We start from the raw sequence: 17,493 nt of genomic DNA, 5'->3' as shown, positions 1-17,493 counted from the left end.
CACCCGGCCGCCTGCGGGCGGCCGTTTCCTTCCTGCCGCTGCGGAACCCGCCCATGACCCCGACCGTTGCCCAGCCCCAGCGCCTGATCGTGCTGCTGGCCGCCCTGGTGGCCTTCGCCCCGCTGTCGATCGACATGTACCTGCCGAGCCTGCCGCGCATCGCCGCCGACCTGGGCGCGCCGGAGTCGGCGGTGCAGCTGACCATCGGCGTGTTCCTCGCCGGGCTGTGCCTGGGCATGCTCGCCTACGGGCCGCTGTCCGACCGCTACGGCCGGCGCCGCCTGCTGCTGGGCGGCATCGCCCTGTACCTGGTGGCCAGCCTCGGCTGCGTGCTGGCCAGCGGCGTCGAAGCGCTGATCGCCTGGCGCCTGCTGCAGGCCCTCGGCGGAGCCGCGGCCTCGGTGCTGGCGCGGGCCATCGTGCGGGACCTGTTCCCCCTGCGCGATGCGGCCCGGGTGCTCTCGCTGATGCACCTGGTGACCATGTTCGCCACCCTGGTGGCGCCGCTGCTGGGCGGCTACCTGATGCTGGTGGCCGGCTGGCGCTCGCTGTTCGTGGTGCTGATGGTGTTCGCCGGGCTGTGCCTGCTGGCCACCGCCTGGAAGATCCCCGAGACGCACCTGCCGGAGGCCCGTGGTCGCACCCTGGGCGAGGCCTTCCGCGCCTACGGGCGCATGGCGCTGCAGCCCCTGGCGCTGGGCTACATCTTCTGCATGGGCCTGTGCTTCGCCGGCATGTTCGCCTTCATCACCGCCTCGCCCTTCGTCTACATCGGTTACTTCGGCGTTTCGCCCCTGGGCTATGCCTGGCTGTTCGGGCTGAACATCGCCGGCATCATCGTCGCCACCTTCCTGAATGCCCGGCTGGTGGGGCGCGTGTCGCCCGAGCGCATGCTGGCCTGGGGCACCGCCGTGGCCGCCGTGGCCGGGCAGGCCCTGGCCGGCGTGGGGCTCGCCGGGGTCGGTGGGTTGCCGATGGTGGTGGCCTGCGTGGTGGCGTACGTCAGCGTCACCGGGTTGCTCGGCGCCAACTGCCTGGCCTGCCTGCTGGCAGCCTATCCGGGGCAGGCCGGTGCGGCGGCCGGGCTGGCGGTGGCCACCCAGTTCGGCCTGGGCACCGCCTGCAGCGCGCTGGTCAGTGCCCTGTACGACGGCACCCCGCTGCCCATGTGCCTGGTGATCGGCGCCACCGGCATCGGTTGCCTGCTGGCCTACCGGCTGGCCCGGCGCGCATCCCACAGGCAATAGAGCAGCAACAGCACGCCGGCTGCGGCCAGCACCGGCGGCGCGCCCAGCTGCGCCGCCAGCAGGCCGGCGAGCAGCCCGCCGATGGCGTCGAAGCCGAAGCGCACCGAGGTGTACAGCGACACCACCCGCCCGCGCAGGGTTTCCGGGGCCGAACTCTGCAGCACGATGTTGGTGCCGACGTTGCTGCTGGAGATGCCGAAGCCCAGCACCGCCATCGCCACCAGCGACAGCCACAGCTGCGTGCTCCAGGCGAACACCAGCATGGCCAACCCGCTGGCCGCCGCCGACGCGAGGATGACCCGGGGCAGGGCGCTCGGCGCCCGGTGGTTGGCCAGCAGCACGCTGGAGGCCAGCGAGCCGAGCCCGGCAGCGCCCCAGAGCCAGCCGAGGGTGGTGGCATCACCGGCGAAGATGTCCTTGGCGAACACCGGCAGCAGCACCACGTAGCTGGAGGCGGTGAGGTTGACCGCCATCACGCTGAGCATCATCGCCTTCACCGCCGGCGTGCCCCGTGCATAGGCCACCCCTTCGCCGAACACGTTGCGGAAGGAGCCGCTGGCCCGCGGGATCGGCCCCATGCGCACCCGCCACAGGCCCAGCATCAGCGCGCCATAGGAGAGGGCGTTGAGGGCGAAGCACAGCGCCTCGCTGACCACCCCCAGCAGCAGCCCGGCCAGGGGCGGGCCGACGAAGCGGGCGAGGGTGAAGAGCATGGCGTTCAGTGCCAGGGCGTTGGCCAGGTCCTCGCGCTCGTCGACGAAGCGGCTGAGCAGCGACTGGCGCAGCGGCGTGTCCACCGCGTTGAGCACCCCCAGCAGCCCGGCCATGAACACGATCAGCCCCGGGCCGATCAGGCCGCTGGCGGTCAGCGCCGCCAGGGTGGCGGCCTGCACCCCGAGCAGCGCCTCCACCGCGATCAGCAGGCGGCGCTTGTCGTGCCGGTCGATCCAGGCGCCGGCCAGCGGGCCCACCAGCAACTGCGGCAGCAGCGCCACGAAGGTCACCAGCCCCAGCAGCGCCGAGGAGCCGGTGAGGCGGTACACCAGCCAGGCCAGCGCCACCTGCTGGATCCAGGTGCCCAGGGTGGAAACGGCATGGCCGAAGAAGTACAGGCGGAAGTTGCGGTGGCGCAGGGCACGCAGGGCGGTGGGCCAGGTCATGGTCGGGCGGCGGCAAGGGGCGGGGCGCCCATGCTAATGAAAAACGCCGTTCATTAACATATTCACGTCTGTCGCAACGGGTGCCTCCCGGGCCGGGCGGGGCAGGGCGTCGGCAGCGCTTGGAAAGCCGGGCATGAAATCGTGGAAATCCCATGAAAAGTACAATCGACCCTGTGGAACGTCCATTCAGGGGGATCATTCATATCTTCATAATGTGCCCGAACCCCACCGGGTAGTCAGACCGCATGTCACGCATGCCGGGTGTTCCGGAGCGTTCGCGGTAGCGCCTGCCTGCGACCAACAATAACCAGGGCCTCCAGATGAAAAAGACAAATCCCCTGCTCGACGCACTGCGGGAAATCCTCCCCGCCATCGCCGCCAATGCCGCCCAGGCCGAGCGTGATCGCATGGTCCCCGCCGAGAACATCGCCATGCTCAAGGGCATCGGCATGCACCGTGCCTTCCAGCCCCGCGCCTACGGCGGCCTGGAGATCTCCCTGCCGGAATTCACCGAGTGCGTCATCGCCCTGGCCGGCGCCTGTGCCAGCACCGCCTGGGCCTTCAGCCTGCTGTGCACCCACAGCCATCAACTGGCGATGTTCCCCAAGCAACTGCAGGACGAAATCTGGGGCAAGGACCCGGACGCCACCGCCAGCAGCTCCATCGCCCCCTTCGGCCGCATCGAGGAAGTGGACGGCGGCGTGCACTTCAACGGCGAAATGGGCTGGAGCAGCGGTTGCGACCACGCCGAGTGGGCCATCGTCGGCTGCCGCCGGCAGAACGCCGAGGGTGAGCTGGTCTACTGCTTCGCCGTGCTGCCGCGCAGCGACTACGAGATCCGTGACGACTGGTTCGCCGCCGGTATGCGCGGCAGCGGCACCAAGACCCTGGTGATCAAGGACGCCTTCGTCCCCAACCACCGCATCCAGGCCGCCAAGGACATGATGGAAGGCCGCTCCGCCGGCTTCGGCCTGTACCCCGACAGCAAGATCTTCTACACCCCATACCGCCCATACTTCGCCAGCGGCTTCGCCTCCATCAGCCTGGGCATCGCCGAGCGCATGCTGGAAGCCTTCAAGGAGAAGACCAGAAACCGCGTGCGGGCTTACACCGGCGCCAGCGTCGGCACCGCCACCCCGGCGCTGATGCGCCTGGCCGAGTCGACCCACCAGGTGGCCGCCGCCCGCGCCTTCCTGGAGAAGACCTGGCAGGACCACGCCGCCCATGGCGAGCGCCACGAGTACCCGAGCCGCGAGACCCTGGCCTACTGGCGCACCAACCAGGCCTACGCCGTGAAGATGTGCATCCAGGCCGTGGACCGCCTGTTCGAAGCCGCCGGCGGCACCGCCTGGTTCGAGGGCAACGAGATGCAGCGCCTGTTCCGTGACTCGCACATGACCGGCGCCCACGCCTACACCGACTACGACGTCTGCGCGCAGATCCTCGGCCGCGAGCTGATGGGCCTGGAGCCGGACCCGAGCATGGTCTGACCCCGCCACCCGATAACAAGAACGCCGCCCTCGCCAGCAGGGCGGCCAGCGAGACGACTATGACTACCCAAGCGTGCTTCGACCCGCGCGACTTCCGTCGCGCGCTGGGCAACTTCGCCACCGGCGTGACCATCGTCACCGCCGCCACCGCCTCGGGCGAGAAGGCCGGCGTCACTGCCAACAGCTTCAACTCCGTGTCCCTCGACCCGCCGCTGATCCTCTGGAGCATCGACAAGCGCTCCGGCAGCCTGCCGGTGTTCGAGGCGGCCAGCCACTTCGCGGTGAACATCCTCGCCGCCGACCAGATCGACCTGTCCAACCGCTTCGCCCGCTCCAAGGACGACAAGTTCGCCGGCTTCGAGCACGAGGTCGGCCTTGGCGGCTCCCCGCTGTTCGCCGACTGCTCGGCGCGCTTCCAGTGCGAGAAGTGGGCGCAGATCGAGGGCGGCGACCACTGGATCCTGATCGGCAAGGTGGTGGCCTTCGACGACTTCGGCCGTTCCCCGCTGCTCTACCACCAGGGCGCCTATTCCATGGTCCTGCCCCATGCGCGGATGACCCGCAAGGAAGAGGAGCGCCCCGCCACCAGCGCCTTCCAGGGCCGCCTGCGGCACAACCTCTACTACCTCATGACCCAGGCCCTGCGCAGCTACCAGGCCGCCTACCAGCCGCGCCAGCTGTCCACCGGCCTGCGCACCAGCGAGGCGCGCATGCTGATGGTGCTGGAGAACGACGCCGGCCTCGACGAGTGCGGCCTGCAGCGCGAAGTGGCGATGCCCAGGCGCGAGATCGAGGAAGCGGCCGCCATCCTCCGGCGCAAGGACATGGTGGTGGAGCAGGGCGGCAGCTACGCCCTCACGCCGCTGGGCGTGGAGCAGGCCGAAGCGCTCTGGAGCATCGCCCAGGAGCAGCAGGACAGCGTCTTCAGCCAGTTCAGCACCGAACAGGTGGAGACCTTCCGCAGCGTGCTCAAGGCCATCATCGCCGCCTGATCCGTGCCGGCAGGCTCGGTCAAGCGCCGGGCAGGGTCGTGCAAGACCCTGCCCGGACTCTCCACGACGACAGTACTCATGGCCGCCGTGTCGACGCAGAGGAGCCGATGCCGCGTGTTCGGAATTAACGCGGACCCACCTTGAATCTGTCGTGGCAAACACTCTCGCACGGCTCTAAATGATCAGAAATAAATACTTACAGAATTTGCTGTGCCAGCAGTCGCGAGGGTTAGCGCGGTGCTGCGCAAGAAGTTGCACAGCTTAGGTCTGCTAGGTTCCGGCGCTCGTCTCGAAGCGGTCAGTGGGGCTTTGGTTTTGAGATCCCTTAAGGCCATAGGCCAGCCGTGTCGAGTTTCAGTCACCGGATACAGGGACGTGCCCCATGAGTGGAAATCCTGCTGCCCGCATTACCGATCCAACGGCGTGCCCAATACCCGGGCACGGCGTCAATCCCATCGTCCAGGGCTCGCCTGATGTCTTGTTCGATGGTTTGCCTGCCGCCGCGCAAGGCGATCTGACGGCCTGTGGCGGGGCAATAGTCGCCGCCGTGGCCAACACGGTGCTGATCAACGGCAAGCCCGCAGCGGTTCTGGGCAGTGTCGGCGCGCACGGCAACGTGATCATCAGCGGTTCGGGTACCGTCATCATCGGCGACACCTTTAACCCCGCCTCCTTCACACCTGTTACCCCCCTCAACAACGCGACCGCCTATTCCGGGCGCTTTCAGTTGATCGACCATGAAACGGGAAAACCGGCTGCCGGGCGCAGGGTACGGGTCTGGTCCAGCGGCGGCTGGAGCGCCTTCGAGACCACCGATAGCGAGGGCCTGACGTCATGGATCAGGCATGACAGCTCCGAATCCATCTACATCGACCTGGTGCAGGAGGGCGAGGCATGAGCGACCAGCCCGGGCTCTCCCAAGGCGGCACCAGCCCAGGGGGCACCACCAACCCGGTCGGCATTCTCGACCCCAAGCTGGACCCACAAGACAAGCGCGTGCTGTGCTCTGCCGTCTGCTTCTGCGAGAGCACCCCAAACGTCAGCGAGGACGGCAAGAACCTCAAGCAGTCGTGTGTCGCTCAGCGGCTGAACGAACTGAACGAGGTGCTGCACGGACGCAGCCCCTACAAACCTGAAGTCAGCTACGACATGACCAAGAGCCCACCGCAGCCGATTCTCGATAGCGAGACGGGCAGCAGCCCCCACGGCTGGATACCCGGGTGGATCAAGAAGTACTGGGATGACGACCCGGAGCATCCACCGTTCAAACCGGGGCGGGGGATGATTCGCAGGCCGGACGTGGTCATCGTCAAAGACCCCAAGAAGCCGCCCACGCAGGACAACATCAAGCAGGTGGTGGAGATGAAGTTTCCGCCGGATCAACGAAAAAAAGATCAAGCGGATGCATACGCAGAAATTACAGGCGACGAAAGTAAGGTAGTTGTTATGAAGTCAACGGAGTGTGATTGCAGTCAGGAAGGCCAGCAGTCAAAAGTGCCTGCCGAACAACTGGGTTGGGCAGCGACTGCCGCGCGTTTATTGATGAGGGTGATAACCCGTCGACCTGTACCGGGACCAAGAATCCCCTCTCCTGCCTATTGAATTAAGAGGACGTGTTATGGACGAGCCAATCAACTTGGCCGAAGAACTCGCCAAGCAGCCCCATATTCTGGAAATGCCCGGAAATTTGCTGATGAAGGGAGGCCCCGAAGACTATATCGGTGCACTACTTTGCTTGCGCGGCACACTGTACTTCAAAGAGGCTCACACTCCCATTGTGCGTGAGGCGTTATGCCGGTGTTTTGATACCTTCAAACAACTGGCTGAACCTCACCTCACCTGGCTTTGGCGCGAAGAGCCCCCAGAGGGAAAGCCATTGACGGCATATGCGGATGCAAACTCGCTGCGTGAGATGATGGGGGCAATGGACGAAGATGATCATCTCAGTTTTTGCTATACCAGCGGCAAAAAATCGAATGATGCCAGTTCTTGGCTATTTGATGTTTTTGGAAAGCGCGGCTGGCAAGCCAATATGGGGAATGGCCTCAGTGTTTTGGAATTCTCGATTCCACTACTTCATCAAGAGCTGAATCCCCTGGATTTCCTAAAGCTATTTCTATATTGCTCAAGACAGTTGTCTCCTGAGCAAGGCTATGCTGGATATGCTTTCAATCTTGCGCCTACGAATTGGGACGATAACGAACCCACCGAAGCTTTTATGGCAGGTCATATGCCTGGGCTGGATGTTGGGACAGCGGCGTTATTGGCCAATCGCCCTAAATTCAAATTTACCCGGATCAAAACCGTCAGTTGGATGACCGTTCTCGACAACGCGCGTCTGGAGTTAGTGGGCGGCCTGGATGCGCTGCGTGCACAACTTCCTGCTAGCCATTTTGCGTTCTACGACTATGGTGCGGGTGTTGTGATCCAATCCGGTGCTTATCCGTATCTGGGCAGTGCCGGAGAAGACCCCAGACCCGTCCCCTATGTGCTGTTGAACCATGTGCTCAAAGGCATTCGTTACGAAACTGTCGGTTCGCTGCATGGCGTCTCCCACAATGGTGAGTTGCGGCTGGTGGGGTGGGCGGCTGACCAGTGGCTCAAGCGTTTGGATGTGGAAGAGAGTGAAATCCCCGCGTGGCGTGAAAGGCTGCTCAATGAAGAGCCTATTCTGGATGCCTCCAACGCCTTACCAGAGCGTTTGTAAGAGGGCTTATTCAAAGAGCTGGTGAACAGAACTGTGGTACTGACTCAAGAGGTTCTGAAAGCCCTTCACTGCCCTGCCGGCTTCGCCTGGAACCGCCCCCGCAGCACCAGTGCGATACCACCCAGAACCGCCACCGACACCAGCGCCAGGCGCAGGCTGATGGCTTCCCCCAGCAGCAGGGCGCCGCCGAGGGCGGCCAGGACCGGGACGCTCAGTTGCACGCTGGCGGCCTGCAAGGCGCCCAGGCCGGGGAGGGCGCTGTACCAGATGGCGTAGCCGATGCCGGAGGTGAGCGCGCCGGAAAGCAGCGCATAGGCCAGGCCCGGGCCGTCCCAGCTCAGCTGGCCGAGGAAAGGCAGCAGCAACAGCCCGGCCAGGGGCAGGGCGCGGATGAAGTTGCCCGCCGTGGCCGCCAGCGGCGGGCCGGCCTGACGGCCGAGCAGGGTGTAGGCGCCCCAGGCCAGGCCTGCCAGCAGCATCAGCAGGGCGCCGCCCAGGGGCGGTGCGCTGGCGCCGGGCAGCAACAGGACCACCAGCCCCCCGCCGGCCAGCAGGAAGCCGAGGCTCTGCAGCGGCCCCAGGCGTTCGCCGTGCAGCAGGCCCACCGCGCCCATGCTCAGTTGCACCGCGCCGAACAGCAGCAATGCTCCGCTGCCCGCATCCAGTTGCAGGTAGGCGTAGGAGAAGGCGGCGGCGTAGACGAACAGCGCAGCGGCGGCCCGCCAGTTGCCGCTGGGGGCCAGGGGCGGGCGGCGCAGGCGCAGCAGCAGGCCGAGCACCAGGGCACCGGCCGCCAGGCGCAGCACGGTGAAGCTCGCCGCGTCCATGGCGGTGTGCTTGAGGGCCAGGCGACAGAGCAGGGAGTTGCCGGCGAAGGCCAGCATGGCCAGGGCGGTGAGCAGCAGGATACGTGGAGCGGGCATGGGCCTCCGGGCGTGGGCGCCTTGGTCAGCGGCGCAGGTAGGCCGAGAAGTCGATGTCGCTGGCGCAGAGGATCGCCTGCACCCGGTTGTGCACGTTGAGCTTGCGCAGGATGGCCGAGACGTGGGCCTTCACCGTGGTTTCGGCGATGTCCAGGTTGTAGGCGATCTGCTTGTTGGATTCGCCCTTGGTCATGCGCTCCAGCACCAGCAGCTGCTTGCGGGTCAGCGCCTGCAGCAGCTCCGGCGGGATGGCGTGCTCGTCCTGGCTCCGGCGCGGCGCGGCTTTCTGGGTGCGGATGATCTCCGAGGGCAGGTAGACGTTGCCGTTGAGGATCTGCTCGATGGCCTCGGTCATCTGCGCGCGCGGCGAGGACTTGGTGATGAAGCCCACCGCGCCATAGGTGATGGCCTGCAGCACCACCTGCTTGTCCTGCTCGGCGGAGACGATCACCACCGGGATGGTCGGTGCCTCGTTGCGCAGGTTGATCAGGCCGTTGAGGCCGTGCATGCCGGGCATGTTCAGGTCGAGCAGGATGAGGTCGAGGTCGTCGTGCTCCTGGGTCAGGCCGAGGGCGCTGTCCAGGTCGGCGGTCTCCATGACTTCGCTGTCGGGGAAACCGTCGCTGATGACGTTGTGGATGGCTTCGCGGAACAGGGGGTGATCGTCGGCGATCAGGATCTTGTACATGGCCAGGTCACCTCGTTGTTGTGGTTGTGGGTGGACGGCGATCAGGGGAAGGGCTGCGGCTCGGCCGGTGTCAGCGGCAGGCCGGCCTGCTGCCAGGCGTCGATGCCGTCACGGTACCAGTAGAGGGTGCGGTAGCCCAGGGCGTGGGCACGGCGGGCGGCGTTCCAGCCCAGCCAGCAATCGGAGCGGCAGTAGAACACCAGGGGCCAGTCCTTGTCGCCCTGGCTGATGCGTTCGAGGTTGCGGCTGAAGTAGGCCTGCCAGTCCGGGGCCAGGGCGCCGTCGCCGGTGTTGGCCAGCCACAGGCTGCCGGGCAGGTTGGCGTGGACCTCGTCGGGGATGAAGCGCTCGTTCAGCCAGGTGCGCCGGTAGACGTCCACCAGACGGGTACGCGGCTCGTGGGCCAGCAACTGGCGCAGGCTTTCGGTGTCGAGGGTGCGGGCCTGCTCGTGCCGGGCCGGGGTGGGGCTGCGGTACTGGGTGATGCGGTAGCCGTCCGGGGAGAACAGCGGGGCGGTGGTGTCCGCCGCCCAGGCAGGGACGGACAGCAGGCAGACCAGCAGGGCCTTCTTGATGAGGCGCATGGCGAGGTTCTCATTGTTCTTGTCGGCCCATTACATGCCAGGGCAGGAGCCTTGCAAATCCTACGTTCTGCGGATTGAAGCGGTACCAAAGTAGTAGAGCGGGCCCAGGGGCGGCTGCTGGGGGAGGCAGGGCCTCGTCAATCGCGGCTTGGCGACCTGCGCGTCGCGTCGGGTGAGTGAGAGCAGGGCACCGGTCACCGTTTTCTTCGAACTCTGGGCGGGCTCGGGCCCTCCAACCCCGAGTAAGGCACGCGAGGCCTTGTCGTGGCGGGTTCGGTCACCTGATCGGCCGGTGCGCAGGGGCTCGCCGACCCCTACCAAATCAGGATCGGAACTCCGTCGAAAGTAGCATTCGGAGCCCTCCGGGCCGGTGTTTAACTCGAAGCGCCGGAATGCTCCGGCCTCCAATAAGAAGAGGATCGACCCATGTGGACCAAACCCGCCTTTACCGACCTGCGCATTGGCTTCGAAGTGACGCTGTACTTCGCCAACCGCTGATCCGAAGCGCCCCGGTTCGCCGGGGCGTCCGGGGGTGACTCCCATGCATATCCGCATTCTCGGGTCCGCCGCTGGTGGTGGATTCCCGCAGTGGAACTGCCACTGCCGCAACTGCGCCGGCCTGCGCGCCGGCACCCTCGACGCCGAGGCGCGCACCCAGTCGTCCATCGCCCTGAGCGATGACGGGGTGAACTGGGTGCTGTGCAACGCCTCGCCTGACATCCGCGCGCAGATCGAGTCCTTCGCGCCGCTGCGCCCGGCCCGCCGCCTGCGGGATACCGGCATCGCGGCAGTGCTGCTGATGGACAGCCAGATCGACCACGTAACCGGCCTGCTCAGCCTGCGCGAGGGCTGCCCGCACGCGGTCTGGTGCACGGAGATGGTCCACCAGGACCTGACCCGGGGCTTCCCGCTGTTCGAGATGCTCCGGCACTGGAACGGCGGCCTGGCCTGGAACCCCATTGCGCTGGACGGCGAGCCCTTCACCATTCCCGCCTGCCCGGGGTTGCGCTTCACCGCCATCCCCCTGCGCAGCAGCGCGCCGCCGTATTCGCCGCACCGGGGCAACCCGCACCCGGGGGACAACATCGGCCTGTTCATCGAGGACCGGCGCAGCGGCGGCTCGCTGTTCTACGCGCCGGGCCTGGGGCAGGTGGACGAGACCCTGCTGGGCTGGATGCGCCGCGCCGACTGCCTGCTGGTGGACGGCACGCTCTGGCGCGATGACGAGATGCGCCTGTGCGAGGTGGGCGACACGCTCGGCAGCGAGATGGGCCACCTGCCCCAGAGCGGCCCCGGCGGCATGCTCGAGGTGCTCGACGGCCTGCAGGACAAGCGCCGGGTGCTCATCCACATCAACAACACCAACCCCATCCTCGATGCCGATTCCGCCGAGCGCGCCGAACTGGACGCGCGCGGCATCGAAGTGGCCCGCGATGGCATGGCCATCCGCCTCTGAGCCGGTGGCGCATAACAAGGAGCTGTCCATGCAACAGACCGCCATGAGTCCCGAGCAATTCGAACAGGCACTGCGCGCCAAGGGCGCCTACTACCACATCCACCACCCCTTCCATGTGGCCATGTACCAGGGCCGCGTCAGCCGCGAGCAGATCCAGGGGTGGGTGGCCAACCGCTTCTACTACCAGGTGTGCATCCCGCTGAAGGATGCGGCGATCCTCGCCAACTGCCCGGACCGCGACACCCGCCGCGAATGGATCCAGCGCATCCAGGACCACGACGGCGCACCGGGCGAGGCGGGCGGTATCGAAGCCTGGCTGCGCCTGGCCGAGGCGGTGGGGCTGGACCGCGAGCAGGTGCTGTCCCAGGAACAGGTGCTGCCGGGGGTGCGCTTCGCCGTGGACGCCTACGTCAACTTCGCCCGCCGCGCCAGCTGGCAGGAGGCGGCCAGCAGCTCGCTGACCGAACTCTTCGCGCCGCAGATCCACCAGTCGCGCCTCGACGCCTGGCCCACCCACTACCCGTGGATCGACCCGGCCGGCTACGACTACTTCCGCTCGCGCCTGTCCCAGGCCCGGCGCGATGTGGAGCACGGCCTGCGCATCACCCTCGCGCACTACCGCACGGCGGAGCAGCAGGCGCGGATGCTGGAGATCCTGCAGTTCAAGCTCGATGTGCTGTGGAGCATGCTTGACGCCATGAGCATGGCCTACGAGCTGGGGCGCCCGCCCTACCACACGGTGACCTGCGAGCGGGTCTGGCACCGAGGGCTGGGGCTATGAGCGAGGACCTGCGCATCCGCGTACCGGCCTTGCGTCGGGGCTTCCGCTTCCAGTTCGAGCCGGCCCAGGGCTGCCACGTGCTGCTCTACCCGGAGGGCATGGTGAAGCTCAACGAGAGCGCCGGGCTGATCCTCGAACGGGTGGACGGCCAGCGCAGCGTCGCTGCCATCATCGACCAGCTCGCCGAGCGCTTCCCCGGCGTGCCGGGGCTGGACGAGGACATCCTCGCGTTCATGGAGGTGGCCAGTGCTCAGTTCTGGATCGAGCTGCGTTGAACCGCTCGGTGCGGCCAACCCACCTGGCCCGCCCCTGTGGCTGCTCGCGGAGCTGACGTACCGCTGTCCGCTGCAGTGCCCGTACTGTTCCAACCCCCTGGATTTCGACCGCCAGGGCGCAGAGCTGTCCACCGCCGAGTGGATCGAGGTGTTCCGCCAGGCGCGCGAGCTGGGCGCGGCGCAGTTGGGCTTTTCCGGCGGCGAGCCGCTGGTGCGCCAGGACCTGGCGGAGCTGATCCGCGCGGCACGTGGCATGGGCTACTACACCAACCTCATCACCTCCGGCATCGGCCTCACCGAGGCGCGCATCGCCGAGTTCGCCGAGGCGGGGCTGGACCATATCCAGGTCAGCTTCCAGGCCGCCGACGAGGCGGTGAACAACCTGCTGGCCGGCTCGCGCAAGGCCTTCGCCCAGAAGCTGGCCATGGCCCGGGCAGTGAAGGCGGCGGGCTACCCGATGGTGCTCAACTTCGTCACCCACCGGCACAACATCGACCACATCGAACGCATCATCGAACTGTGCCTGGCGCTGGAGGCGGACTACGTCGAACTCGCCACCTGCCAGTTCTACGGCTGGGCCGAGCTGAACCGCGCCGGCCTGCTGCCAACCCGCGAGCAACTGGTCCGCGCCGAGGCCATCACCCATGCCTACCGGGAAAAACTGGCGGCCGAGAACCACCCCTGCAAGCTGATCTTCGTCACCCCGGACTACTACGAGGAACGCCCCAAGGCCTGCATGAACGGCTGGGGCAACCTGTTCCTCGACATCACCCCCGACGGCACCGCGCTGCCCTGCCATAGCGCCCGGCAACTGCCGGTGCAGTTCCCCAACGTGCGCGAGCACAGCATCCGCCACATCTGGCAGGAGTCCTTCGGCTTCAACCGCTTTCGCGGCGATGCCTGGATGCCCGAGCCGTGCCGCTCCTGCGACGAGAAGGACCGCGACTTCGGCGGCTGCCGCTGCCAGGCCTTCGTGCTCACCGGGGATGCGGCCAATGCCGATCCGGTGTGCAGCAAATCGAAGCACCACGGCATCATCCTCGACGCCCGCCGCCAGGCCGATGAGGCGCCCGGCGGGCTGGACGCTCTGGTGTTCCGCAACCCGGCTAACGCCCGGCTGATCGCCAAGGCGTGAGGGGCGCAGGCTCCTTGCCGAGGCGCTGAACGGGGGCCGTCATGCCGTCTCTGCCCTGCCTTTCGGGACCTGGCCCAGCGCCTTCGGCGCGGTCGATGCGTGGGACTTCGGCGACCCGCGCGTCATTCTGAGAGCGGTGCCTGGTTTTCATGCAGGCCGACACCCGATGGTCGGATTGAAAACGTTATCTTTTGCAGTAGTCTGCTAGCCCATTCCATAACAACAAGAATCAGGCGGTTTCATGCGCCACGACATCAGCCGACTGCGTAAATTCGTCTCCCCGGAAATCATCTTCGGTGCCGGCTGCCGGCATAACGTCGGCAACTACGCCAGCACCTTCGGCGCGCGCAAGGTGCTGGTGGTGTCCGACCCCGGTGTGGTCGCGGCCGGCTGGGTGGCCGATGTGGAGGCCAGCCTGGCGGTCCAGGGCATTGACTACCGGCTGTTCACCCAGGTGTCGCCGAACCCCCGGGTGGAGGAGGTGCACCAGTGCGCGGACGTCTACCGCGCCGAGGGCTGCAACGTGATCGTCGCCGTCGGTGGTGGCAGCCCGATGGACTGCGCCAAGGGCATCGGCATCGTGGTGGCCCACGGGCGCAGCATCCTGGAGTTCGAGGGGGTCGACACCATCCGCGTGCCCAGCCCGCCGCTGATCCTGATCCCCACCACCGCCGGCACCTCGGCGGACGTCTCGCAGTTCGTGATCATTTCCAACCAGACCGAGCGGATGAAGTTCTCCATCGTCAGCAAGGCGGTGGTGCCCGATGTGTCGCTGATCGACCCGGAAACCACCCTGAGCATGGACCCGTTCCTCTCGGCCTGTACCGGCATCGATGCGCTGGTGCATGCCATCGAGGCGTTCGTCTCCACCGGTAGCGGCCCGCTCACCGACCCCCATGCCCTGGAGGCGATGCGGCTGATCAGCGGCAACCTGGTGGAGATGATCGCCAACCCCGACGACATCGGCCGCCGGGAGAAGATCATGCTCGGCAGCATGCAGGCGGGGCTGGCGTTCTCCAACGCGATCCTCGGGGCGGTGCATGCCATGTCCCACAGCCTGGGCGGCTTCCTCGACCTGCCCCACGGCATGTGCAACGCAGCGCTGGTGGAGCACGTGGTGGCCTTCAACTACAACGCCGCGCCGGAGCGCTTCCGCGTGGTGGCCGAGACCCTGGGGCTGGACGTGCGCGGGCTGAACCAGACGCAGACCCGCCAGCGCCTGGTGGAACACCTGGTGGCCTTCAAACGCTCGGTGGGCTTTGCCGACACCCTGAGCCTGCACGGGGTGTCGGTGTCGGACATCCCCTTCCTGTCGCGCCACGCCATGGAGGACCCGTGCATCCTCACCAACCCCCGCGAGTCCAGCCAGCGGGACGTGGAAGTGGTGTATGCCGAGGCACTCTGAGGAGCAGCGCCAGGCCCTGCTGGGCCTGGGCAGCCACTCCGCGCGCAAGAGCCATTACCCCGAGCTGCTGAGCCGCCTGGAGGAGCTGGAGACCGAGCGCAACCGCTACAAGTGGCTGTTCGAGCACGCGGTGCACGGCATCTTCCAGGCCAGCCTGCAGGACGGGCTGCGCGCGGCCAACCCGGCGCTGGCCCGGATGCTGGGCTACGCCCAGGCCGACGAGCTGCTGGCGATGCCGGCGGATTTCGCTGCGCTGCTGTTCGCCGACGGCGCGGCGGAGCTGGAGCGCATCCGTACCCGCCTGCGCGGCAAGCCGGGGCTGTTCGGCTACGAGACGCGCCTGCGGCGGCGCGACGGCAGCCATGTGGACGTGCTGATGAACCTGCTGCTCAAGCCGGACGAGGAGGGGCTGGTGGAGGGCTTCGTCGCCGACATCACCGAGCGCATCCTCGCCCAGCAGCGCCTGCAGCACCTCAACGATGAGCTGGAGCAGCGGGTGGCGGCGCGCACCGCCGAGCTGGAGGCGCTCAACGGCCAGCTGCGCGAAGCACGGGATGCCGCCATGGCGGCGAACCTGAGCAAGGACAAGTACCTGGCGGCGGCCAGCCACGACCTGCTGCAACCGCTCAATGCGGCGCGGCTGCTGGTGGCGACCCTGCGCGAGCGCAGCCTGCCGAGCGCCGAGCAGCAACTGGTGGAGCGCACCCACCTGGCGCTGGAGGGGGCGGAGGACCTGCTCACCGACCTGCTGGAGATTTCCAAGCTGGACCAGAGCGCCATCCGCCCGGATGTGGAGGCCTACCCTGTGCAGGACCTGCTGGCGCCGCTGGTGTCGGAGTTCGAGGGGGTGGCGCAGTCCGCCGGGCTGCAGTTGCGCGCGCGCATTCCCCGGCACCTGGCGGTGCGCACCGACTTCCGCCTGCTGACGCGCATCCTGCGCAACTTCCTCAGCAATGCCTGCCGCTACACCGAGCGTGGCCGTGTGCTGCTGGGGTGCCGCCGGCAGGGCGATACCGTGCGCCTGGAGGTGTGGGACAGCGGCCGGGGCATTCCGGCGGACCAGCTGCGGGCGATCTTCCTGGAGTTCAACCAGCTGGACCGGGGCAGGGCAGCCGAGCGCAAGGGCGTGGGCCTGGGCCTGGCCATCGTCGACCGCATCGCCGGCATCCTCGGTTGCCCGGTGGAGGTGCGCTCCAAGCCGGGGCGGGGCTCTGTCTTCGCCATCCGCGTGCCGTTGGCGCCGCTGCCGGAGGTGCCGGCCCGTGATAGCGCGGTGGCGCGCCCGCTGGCCGGTGACCCGCTGCCGGGGCGGCGCCTGCTGGTGGTGGACAACGAGGTGAGCATTCTCCACAGCATGGCCGCGTTGCTCGGGCAGTGGGGCTGCGAGGTCTTGGTGGCGCCGGATCTGGAGGCCGCACGGGCGGTTCTGCAGGGGCAGGCGCCCGAGGCGGTCCTGGCGGACTTCCATCTGGACCATGGGGTGACCGGCTGTGAGGTGGTGCGGGCCCTGCGGAATGAGTTCGAGCGGCCGATCCCGGCGGTGATGATCACGGCCGACCGCAGCGACGACTGCCGCCGCGAGCTGCAGGGGCTGGGCGCGCCGTTGCTCAACAAGCCGGTGAAGCCGGGCAAGCTGCGGGCGGTGTTGAGCCAGCTGCTGGGCTAGCGAAGGCGGTTCAGGGTGCCTTGCCGAGGGCGTGCTGCAGGCGTTGGTGGTGGGCGTCCGACTCGCGTTGGCGGCGCACTTCATCCCAGATCGCCTGGGCCAGTTCGGGCGAGCCCTGCACCCGCTGGTGGGACAGCATCAGGTAGTAGTCCTTCTGCTCCAGGGGAATGGGGCGCTTCTCGATGTCGGCTGCCAGGTCCGGGTGGTCTGCCAGGACCTTGTCCGCCCGCAGCGTCTGCATGGCCGCCACGTCGAAGCGGTGGCTGTGGAGCATGCGCATCAGCGCCACCGGGTCGCGGCTGGTCTCTTCCACCTGCAGGCCGTGTCTGAGCAGCATCGGGATGATGGAGAAGCCGCCGAGGGAGGCTACGCGGCCGTTGATGCCGTGGAAGGCCTGGCCGTCCCAGTCGGCGGCGCTGCCCTTGATGCGATAGAGCGAGTAGCTGGCGTCGTGCAGGCGGTAGTCGCGGTCCGGGAGGCCGTCCTTGAGGCCGGGGTAAAGGCCCAGCGCCTGGCGTTCCAGGTTGAACGAAGCGGCGACGGCGCCGTCGTAGGTACCCCGCGAGAGGCCGTCAAGGCAGCGTCTCCAGGGCATCGGTACCTGGCGGATGTCCAGGTGCAGGTCCTTGCCGAGTTGGCTGAGCAGGGCCTGGTTGAGGCCGCTGCCATCGAGCATCACCCAGGGCCAGGAGTCCTGGTCCTCGTAGCAGAACACCAGTGGACCGGTGGAGTCCGCTCGGGCTGACAGGCAGAGGAGGCAGGCGAGGAGGCAGACAAGTGGCTTGAAGCTCGGCATGAACAGGCAATCCCGGGCGAGTGCCCGGAGAAGTGTAGACCGGGGGAACGGGGCGGCTTTCTACCATGCTGGCCAATGGCCGTCCCGGTTCGTTGGTGAGGATGTGAACCGGTCTGCGTTCTACGGCGGTTGCGCAGGCAGAAAGGGTGGGGTGATGCGCCTGGGGGTTTTCGACAGGCAATAAAAAA

Annotated in this window: 18 protein-coding genes; 13 read left to right on the top strand and 5 right to left on the bottom strand. The window is 67.2% G+C overall.

Translation table 11 applies throughout. The features are described 5' to 3' along the window. Positions 1-53 precede the first annotated feature (53 nt). Positions 54-1,247, top strand: a complete 1,194-nt coding sequence (locus A7D27_RS10545; RefSeq protein WP_069564839.1) for a Bcr/CflA family multidrug efflux MFS transporter — start codon at positions 54-56, stop codon at positions 1,245-1,247. Here A7D27_RS10545 and A7D27_RS10540 read toward each other — a convergent pair. Beyond that, a complete protein-coding gene (locus A7D27_RS10540) occupies positions 1,211-2,407 on the bottom strand; it encodes an MFS transporter (protein ID WP_069564838.1) in 1,197 nt (398 codons plus the stop codon). The genes A7D27_RS10545 and A7D27_RS10540 overlap by 37 nt on opposite strands. Before the next feature lie 320 nt (positions 2,408-2,727). Here A7D27_RS10540 and A7D27_RS10535 point away from each other — a divergent pair, with 320 nt between their 5' ends. From A7D27_RS10535 to A7D27_RS27115, 5 genes are all read left to right on the top strand, one after another. Then, on the top strand, positions 2,728-3,897 hold the full coding sequence (locus A7D27_RS10535) for a p-hydroxyphenylacetate 3-hydroxylase oxygenase component (protein WP_069564837.1): 1,170 nt from the start codon (positions 2,728-2,730) through the stop codon (positions 3,895-3,897). 59 nt (positions 3,898-3,956) lie between these two features. Then, a complete protein-coding gene (locus A7D27_RS10530; protein WP_069564836.1) occupies positions 3,957-4,889 on the top strand; it encodes a p-hydroxyphenylacetate 3-hydroxylase reductase component in 933 nt (310 codons plus the stop codon). Positions 4,890-5,271: 382 nt separating this feature from the next. Then, the gene (locus A7D27_RS10525; protein WP_069564835.1) at positions 5,272-5,787 is read left to right on the top strand and encodes a PAAR domain-containing protein; all 516 of its coding nucleotides are present in this window, start codon (positions 5,272-5,274) and stop codon (positions 5,785-5,787) included. Continuing rightward, on the top strand, positions 5,784-6,491 hold the full coding sequence (locus tag A7D27_RS10520; RefSeq protein ID WP_069564834.1) for a VRR-NUC domain-containing protein: 708 nt from the start codon (positions 5,784-5,786) through the stop codon (positions 6,489-6,491). The genes A7D27_RS10525 and A7D27_RS10520 overlap by 4 nt, the downstream gene beginning before the upstream one ends. A 16-nt stretch (positions 6,492-6,507) precedes the next feature. Further along, positions 6,508-7,596, top strand: coding sequence for a DUF3396 domain-containing protein (locus A7D27_RS27115; protein ID WP_083265597.1), 1,089 nt, complete (start codon positions 6,508-6,510; stop codon positions 7,594-7,596). Positions 7,597-7,661: 65 nt separating this feature from the next. On the opposite strand, the gene A7D27_RS10510 is transcribed toward A7D27_RS27115, so the two are convergent. The 3 genes from A7D27_RS10510 to A7D27_RS10500 are packed head-to-tail and all read right to left on the bottom strand — an operon-like array spanning position 7,662 to position 9,791. Continuing rightward, the gene (locus A7D27_RS10510; RefSeq protein ID WP_069564832.1) at positions 7,662-8,519 is read right to left on the bottom strand and encodes an EamA family transporter; all 858 of its coding nucleotides are present in this window, start codon (positions 8,517-8,519) and stop codon (positions 7,662-7,664) included. Between the two features lie 25 nt (positions 8,520-8,544). Continuing rightward, positions 8,545-9,207: a response regulator transcription factor gene (locus tag A7D27_RS10505; RefSeq protein ID WP_069563621.1), complete on the bottom strand. Its 663-nt coding sequence runs from the start codon at positions 9,205-9,207 to the stop codon at positions 8,545-8,547. Between the two features lie 41 nt (positions 9,208-9,248). Beyond that, the gene (locus A7D27_RS10500; RefSeq protein WP_083265596.1) at positions 9,249-9,791 is read right to left on the bottom strand and encodes a PQQ-dependent catabolism-associated CXXCW motif protein; all 543 of its coding nucleotides are present in this window, start codon (positions 9,789-9,791) and stop codon (positions 9,249-9,251) included. A gap of 426 nt (positions 9,792-10,217) precedes the next feature. Here A7D27_RS10500 and pqqA point away from each other — a divergent pair, with 426 nt between their 5' ends. From pqqA to A7D27_RS10470, 7 genes are all read left to right on the top strand, one after another. Then, positions 10,218-10,289, top strand: a complete 72-nt coding sequence (gene pqqA / locus A7D27_RS27110) for a pyrroloquinoline quinone precursor peptide PqqA (protein ID WP_072432761.1) — start codon at positions 10,218-10,220, stop codon at positions 10,287-10,289. Between the two features lie 43 nt (positions 10,290-10,332). Continuing rightward, on the top strand, positions 10,333-11,247 hold the full coding sequence (gene pqqB, locus A7D27_RS10495; RefSeq protein ID WP_069564831.1) for a pyrroloquinoline quinone biosynthesis protein PqqB: 915 nt from the start codon (positions 10,333-10,335) through the stop codon (positions 11,245-11,247). A 28-nt stretch (positions 11,248-11,275) separates the two neighbouring features. After that, the gene (gene pqqC / locus A7D27_RS10490) at positions 11,276-12,028 is read left to right on the top strand and encodes a pyrroloquinoline-quinone synthase PqqC (protein ID WP_069564830.1); all 753 of its coding nucleotides are present in this window, start codon (positions 11,276-11,278) and stop codon (positions 12,026-12,028) included. Next, a complete protein-coding gene (pqqD, locus tag A7D27_RS10485; protein WP_069563618.1) occupies positions 12,025-12,303 on the top strand; it encodes a pyrroloquinoline quinone biosynthesis peptide chaperone PqqD in 279 nt (92 codons plus the stop codon). Before pqqC ends, pqqD begins: the two co-directional genes overlap by 4 nt. Next, positions 12,275-13,438: a pyrroloquinoline quinone biosynthesis protein PqqE gene (pqqE, locus tag A7D27_RS10480; protein ID WP_069564829.1), complete on the top strand. Its 1,164-nt coding sequence runs from the start codon at positions 12,275-12,277 to the stop codon at positions 13,436-13,438. Before pqqD ends, pqqE begins: the two co-directional genes overlap by 29 nt. A 241-nt stretch (positions 13,439-13,679) precedes the next feature. After that, the gene (gene ercA, locus A7D27_RS10475) at positions 13,680-14,843 is read left to right on the top strand and encodes an alcohol dehydrogenase-like regulatory protein ErcA (RefSeq protein WP_069564828.1); all 1,164 of its coding nucleotides are present in this window, start codon (positions 13,680-13,682) and stop codon (positions 14,841-14,843) included. Continuing rightward, the gene (locus A7D27_RS10470) at positions 14,827-16,509 is read left to right on the top strand and encodes a NahK/ErcS family hybrid sensor histidine kinase/response regulator (RefSeq protein ID WP_069564827.1); all 1,683 of its coding nucleotides are present in this window, start codon (positions 14,827-14,829) and stop codon (positions 16,507-16,509) included. The genes ercA and A7D27_RS10470 overlap by 17 nt, the downstream gene beginning before the upstream one ends. 10 nt (positions 16,510-16,519) lie before the next feature. Here the strand turns inward: A7D27_RS10470 and A7D27_RS10465 are convergent, their stop codons facing one another. Further along, positions 16,520-17,305, bottom strand: coding sequence for an ABC transporter substrate-binding protein (locus A7D27_RS10465; RefSeq protein WP_069564826.1), 786 nt, complete (start codon positions 17,303-17,305; stop codon positions 16,520-16,522). Positions 17,306-17,493: the final 188 nt, after the last annotated feature.

Source organism: Pseudomonas sp. 1D4 (assembly GCF_001728925.1).
Lineage (GTDB): Bacteria > Pseudomonadota > Gammaproteobacteria > Pseudomonadales > Pseudomonadaceae > Metapseudomonas > Metapseudomonas otitidis.
Note: the sequence above shows the minus strand (reverse complement) of the source record. Positions and strands in the feature narration are given on the sequence as shown.